Annotated in this window: 2 protein-coding genes; one reads left to right on the top strand and one right to left on the bottom strand. The window is 46.3% G+C overall.

The genetic code is table 11. The features are described 5' to 3' along the window. Positions 1 to 2,734: Calx-beta domain-containing protein (locus QUB61_RS36275; protein ID WP_333190369.1), on the bottom strand; the 2,734-nt coding region annotated here is incomplete at its 3' end. Positions 2,735 to 3,157: 423 nt separating this feature from the next. Between QUB61_RS36275 and QUB61_RS36270 the strand changes: the two genes are divergently transcribed. Next, complete coding sequence (locus tag QUB61_RS36270; RefSeq protein WP_333135880.1) at positions 3,158 to 4,513, top strand: AAA-like domain-containing protein; 1,356 nt, start codon at positions 3,158 to 3,160, stop codon at positions 4,511 to 4,513. Positions 4,514 to 4,947 lie beyond the last annotated feature (434 nt).

The raw sequence follows: 4,947 nt of genomic DNA, 5'->3' as shown, positions 1-4,947 counted from the left end.
TCGGTGTCGGAGTTGGCGTTGGTGTCGGCGTTTCAGTCGGAATTGGTGTCGGAGTTGGCGTTGGTGTCGGCGTTTCTGTCGGAATTGGTGTCGGAGTTGGCGTTGGTGTCGGCGTTTCTGTCGGAGTTGGCGTTTCTGTCGGAGTTGGCGTTGGTGTTGGCGTTTCTGTCGGAGTTGGTGTCGGAGTTGGTGTCGGAGTTGGAGTGGGATTAGGGTCATCACTATCATCATTGAGAATGATGCCCGTACTTTGGTTGGCGGCGGGATTGACGGTGGCGTTGGTGGCGTTGTTGAGGGTAACGCTGAAAGTTTCATTCGCCTCGAATTTGTTGTCGCCGTTAACAATTACAGCGATCGTTTTTGTTAGCGCTTCTGACGAATTAAAGATGAGATTACCGTCATTATCTTCGTAGTCGAAATCGCCCGTAGCAGCAGTACCGTCATCTGTCTTGTAGTTAACAGTAATGGGCAAACCAGAAGCATTGGAGAGGCTAACGGTGTAGTTGTAGGTAGTTGTGCCTGTATTGCCTTCCGCTTGGTCGATCGTGGCGGGGGCGATGCTGACAGTTGGAGGGTTATCGTTATCTGCAATTGTCAAAACTGCATTGTTGTATAGATCGCCAACTGTAGCATTTCCCGTGGGATTAGTTAGAGATAAATTAACCGTTTCGTCAGCTTCGTCGATCGCGTCATCGGCGATCGGAATAGTAACAATTTTTGGTGTCGTATCGCCCGCGGCAAAGTTAATCGCGATCGGCGTATTGGTGTAGTCAGCAGCAACAGCAGTACCATCCGTCAGCGTCAGCGTTGCCCCAACAGCACCTTTATTACCACCGATGCGATTGACGGTAATTGCAGTACCTACAACTGTGCCGTTTTCATTCACCGTGTAAGCGGGATTGCTAAATTGCAGTAAGCCAGGGGAAGGTTGAGAAAATTCCGAAGTCTCGTTAGTTGCTAAGTTAGTAACAGTAGTGACGATCGCCCCTGTTGCAGTTAAGGGCGGCGATGTAAAATTAGCATTGCCAGCAGCATCCGTCGTGACATTAACAAAGTTGAGATAAGTTTGTCCTTCGCCGTTACCGCTGGGATCTAAGGCAGTATTGTCAAAAAATTCGACGCGGAAAGTCGTACTGGGAATGCTGTTGAGAGTGCCGCTAAGGGTAATGTTGCCGTTGCTAGCAGTTGCCGAGGTTAACACCGGGAAATTTTGCAAGCCGTTTCCGCCTGTATCTCCGTCTCCCAAATCGTTTGGGGTAACGCCGTCGAGAGTTAGTTCATCGGCATCGTTATCGAGATCGATGCCTAAAGCATTATTAGAAAAGATAGAATTACCTAAAATTGCCAAACCGTTGCCACCGGTCACTTGAATACCGCTGCTACCGCTAAATGCGATCGTATTTCCTTCCCCTGCTGCGGTACCACCGATGCGGTTATTCACACCTGTATCTTGAGCTATGACGTTGCTGTACAAAGTATTGGGTAAAGGAGTGCTGCCGTCAGCTTGCGTGCCGATATAATTGCCGATAACGCGGTTGCCAGTTACCTGGTTGCTAAGCAATAACACGCCCATTTGATTGCCGGAAATGACATTGCGTTCTTGCGGTGTCGTGCCACCGATGATGTTGCTTTCGCCAACACCGATAAGGACGCCGATCGGATTTCCCAAAGCGGCAGTACCGCTGATATTTGTGCCGATATAGTTGCCGACAACTCGGTTTGTCGCAGGTGCAGGGGTTGGACTAAGCGCTTGTAGATCGGTTGAACCCTGCGCTTGTAGAAAAGCAATACCGGCAAACTGGCTGCCAGAAATGATATTGCGTTCTTGAGGCGTCGTTCCGCCGATAATATTGTTAGAAGCGCTGCCAATAACGATGCCATAGATACCGTTTCCTAGCGCTACATTACCCGTGATATCAGTGCCGATGAGGTTGCCGACAACTCGATTTTGACTGGCAGTTGGACCAGCTATCCCAATTCCAACGCCGTCACTACCTACATTATTGCCAGAAATCAGGTTGTCCTGAATCAGGTTTTCAGGCGCATTCTTGATGCTGATGCCAACATTGTTGCCGATCGCAACAGTACCAGTAACATCAGTGCCAATACGGTTGCCGATTATTTGGTTGTTGCGCGCAGCGATGCCGGAAATCTCGATGCCGATGCCGGCAACACCGGGAAGAATAGTGGTCTTGCCGAAGATTAAGTTGCCCTCGATCCGATTATCTGGAACGCCATCAATCCTGATCCCTCTGCTGGTGGTATCGCTGGCGATGTGGTTGCTGAGGATCTCGTTGCCGCCATTGGTTTGCAAGCGGATGCCTGCCGAGTAAAATCTGTCGATCGCTAAACCTTGCACGGTACTGTTCCCAGCAGTGATATCAAGTCCGACCATCCCAAATCCGGGGAGGTTGCCGCTGAGTTCCACCAGTGGCAAACCGTTATAGCCCGCGCCGCCTTGACTCCAACCATCGACGATCGCTGGATCGGAGATCGGCGGCAGTGCGGATAAAGGCTGAATTAATTGCTGAGAACCGATCGCCCCGATATTAAAGGCGATCGTATCGCGATCGGCCGCAGTACCCACAGTACCGTTAATCTGTGCTTGTTCTGCCACTGTCAAATCAGGAACATCCAGAGTGCCATTCGCAACCAGAATTGCCTCTCTGAGGGTGAGGACGGCATTCCTGCTATTCGAGTCATCTGTGCTATTAACGGTAATCGTAGCAGCCATAATTTTTCTCCTTATACCCGGGTGTTTGCGAAGTTCCGCTATTGTTGGTTAGGCGATCGACATAGGACTCTCGCCACGTGTCACCATTAATAAAGTGCTCTACTATCCTTAAATCCTCAATAATTGCCCTAGAAATTCCCCTGAGGCACCCTACAATTTGATTCCAGTCTGCCAGTTGCGTAAGTCCTATGATAATTGCGATCGGGCGATCGGCCATCCACTTGCTTCTAAACCAGTTTATTTTCCCAGAATAAAACCGACCAGGGGAGTAAAATCAGGTATTTCAACAAGGACTGACAGTAAAAACTCAGGTTAAATCAGGTAAAATAGGGAAAACCCAGGGTGACTTTTCCATGCAATAACAATAGATCTATTGTAAAAGTATGCATACTTTACGTATATACTTACTCACCGGGGGAGCCCATGAACTCAGAATTAGACTTCTCTTGGAGCCAAACCAAAGAATCTGCCGATCGCATTTTTGCTCAAAACACCGGCAAATATCTCAGCGACATCGAAATGAAAGTCCTTCAAGGTTCTTGGGAAGGCAAAAGTTACGAGGAAATCGCCAAAACTTACGGCTACAGTGCTGAATACCTCAACAAAGATGTCGGTAACAAATTGTGGCACAAGCTTTCAGAAGCCTTAGGAGAAAAAATCACTAAGAAAAATTTCAAAGAAGCTCTAAGGAGATTTGCCTCGCCAGAATTACGTCAATCTATTAACACAAATCCGCCCTCGCACACACTGAAGCCGACCGCAAATTTGCAATTCCCCGAAGGTTCGGTATCATTAGATTCTCCTTTTTATGTAGAGCGTTGCAACATTGAATCCTTGTGCTGCGAGACAGTTGTGAAACCCGGTTCGCTGATTCAGATCAAAGCACCAGAAATGATGGGCAAAACTTCATTGATGACCAGAATTTTAGCTCATGGCGATCGGGAAAACTATCACGCAGTTTATATCGATTTGAGTGCAGCAGACCGACGAATCTTAACAAATTTGGATAAATTTCTGCGCTGGCTGTGTTTGATGGTAAGCCGACAGCTAAAGTTAGAAAACAAGTTAAACCAATATTGGGATACAGATATTTTGGGTAGCAACGATAACTGTACGGTTTACTTTGAAGAGTATTTGCTGGCAGAAACATCAGCCCCTGTAGTTTTGGGGTTGGATGAAGTCGATCGCCTATTTCCCTACACCGAAGTAGTTGAAGACTTTTTGGGGATGCTGCGAAGCTGGCACGAAAAAGCCAAGATTTCCGATATATGGAAAAAACTGCGGTTGGTAATGGCGCATTCTACCGAAGTTTATATTCCTTTGGACATGAATCAATCTCCGTTTAATGCGGGGGTGCCTATTGAGTTGCTGGAGTTTGAGAGGCCGCAAATTCACGATTTAGCTCGCGTGCACGGCTTGGAGTGGGATGAGACGCAATTGCAAAAGTTAATAAGTGCGATCGGCGGGCATCCTTATTTAGTAAGATTGGCAATGTATGAGATTAGTTGTGGCCAAATATCATTAACTCAGCTATTAGAAAATGCGGCATCAGAATCGGGAATTTACAGCAGTCATTTGCGGAAGCATTTAGAAATACTGCAACACAATCCCGAATTAGCTTTGGCTTTGAAAAAAGTTGTGAATTCTGCCGAACCAGTTGAATTAGATTCAATGCAAATTTACAAATTGCACAGCATGGGAATTGTCCGGCGGCAAAACAATTATGTAATGCCGCGCTGCAATTTGTACCGCGAGTATTTCTGCCGTGTTTTAGGTTGAAAAGTTAAGCGGGAATTGCAAGGCGTGTCAGCTAAACGTCAAACATAGCATCAGGGTACCGTCAACTAAGATTTTGATAGTTTTCGATAAGTAAAAGTACCTTGGACACCTCTTAAGAATAAGATGAGAAAAAGCCATGATATAATCGCTGGAAATCTTTTGAGTACGATTACAATCCAAGCTTGATTGAAGGCAAAATAAACCAGCATGAGTACAGCAGCGATCCGGCTTTTTTTATAAATACCAAATGATAGACAAAATATCAGACAAACATCTATAAGCCCTGATGCGTCTATCCAGCCAGTAAAGTCGTATCCTGCTAAGGATAAGAGTACAAATATCAGAGTTAGAGTACCGTCATTACTCACAAGTTAAGCTAAAAGCACTATTGTCAATGAGTAAAATTACTCATCTTTTACCTATTGACCCAATTA

Source organism: Microcoleus sp. C2D2, from assembly GCF_036702495.1.
GTDB lineage: Bacteria > Cyanobacteriota > Cyanobacteriia > Cyanobacteriales > Microcoleaceae > Microcoleus.
The sequence above is the reverse complement of the archived record's forward strand: the minus strand, read 5'-3'. Positions and strand labels throughout refer to the sequence as shown.

Excerpts from the sequence above, each read along its gene's own strand:
- QUB61_RS36270 (WP_333135880.1), top strand. The coding sequence starts at position 3,158 with ATGAACTCAGAATTAGACTTCTCTTGGAGCCAAACCAAAGAATCTGCC.